We start from the raw sequence: 1,287 nt of genomic DNA on the forward strand, positions 1-1,287 counted from the left end.
AAGAAATTGAAGAATTAGGAGATTTAGAACGGCTTCGTCTTGTCATAGAGTACATGCCGGATGAACAGCTCATGAGGGTGCTTGAAAAAGAACGTGGGAAGGGTCGTGATGATTATCCGATTCGAGCCATGTGGAATGCCTTATTGGCTGGGATTGTGTTCCAACATGATCGTGATGCAAAACTCCTAAGAGAATTAGCCAGAAATGGGCAATTGCGTTCCCTTTGCGGATTTAATGGAAAAGTGCCTACGCCTTGGGCATTCAGCCGATTTTTACATAAAGTGTTGATGCACCAAGCAGAGGTAGAAGAGATGTTTGACGATTTAGTCAGAGAGCTCAAAAAGATAGTACCGGATTTTGGGAAACGCTTGGCTATAGATAGTAAGGCCATTAAATCCTATGCAGCAAAGAAAAATAAAAACGAAAAAGAGGATGGTCGTCGGGACCTAGATGCAGATTATGGAAAAAAAGTATATCGCGGAACAAGGGAAGATGGTACACGTTGGGAGAAAATTGTAAAATGGTTTGGGTATAAACTTCATCTCATCGTTGATGCCAGCTATGAGTTACCGATTATGTTCTCGGTAACAAAAGCAAATGTGCCGGATATAAACGAAGCACATCATCTACTCGAAAAAATGGAAGAACGCCAACCTGAAATACTGAAAAAAGCTGAAATACTAACGGGAGATCGAGGATATGATGATTCGAAGCTAATCATCAACTGTTGGGATCAGCATGCCATTAAACCGGTTATTGATATTCGGAACATGTGGAAAGATGGAGAAAGTACCCGTTTGTTAAATAACAAACAAAATGTAACCTATAATTATAAAGGGAATGTATTTTGTCATTGTCCATCAACAGGAATCGAACGAGAAATGGCATGTGGTGGATTTGATAAAGATCGAAATACCATAAGGAAACTTTGTCCCGCCAAACAATATGGCATGAATTGTGAGGGGATGGGAAAGTGCCCGGTGGTAAATGGCGTTCGAATTCCGCTTTCAGAAGACCGGAGAATATTTACGCCAATTGACCGTGCCAGCTACAAATGGAAAAGAGAATACAACAAAAGAACAGCAGTTGAACGAGTAAATAGCCGCATTGATCAGGTGTTTGGTTTTGAAAATCACACGATACGAGGGATAAAGAAAATGACCGTACGATGCGGATTAGCTCTTTGTGTGATGTTAGCCATGGCGCTAGGCAGAATAAAAGAAAAACAAGCACAAAATATGAGGAGTCTTGTTTGTGCTGTATAAAAAAATTATCCACATGTGAATA

1 protein-coding gene is annotated in these 1,287 nt (G+C 40.4%); it reads left to right on the forward strand.

The features are described from left to right. Positions 1 to 1,265, forward strand: a 1,265-nt coding sequence (locus LIZ98_RS17465) for a transposase (RefSeq protein ID WP_227140398.1), incomplete at its 5' end; no start/stop codon positions are given. Between the last annotated feature and the right edge of the window lie 22 nt (positions 1,266 to 1,287).

The organism is Caldibacillus sp. 210928-DFI.2.18, from assembly GCF_020554505.1.
Taxonomy (GTDB): Bacteria; Bacillota; Bacilli; order Bacillales; family Caldibacillaceae; genus Caldifermentibacillus; species Caldifermentibacillus hisashii.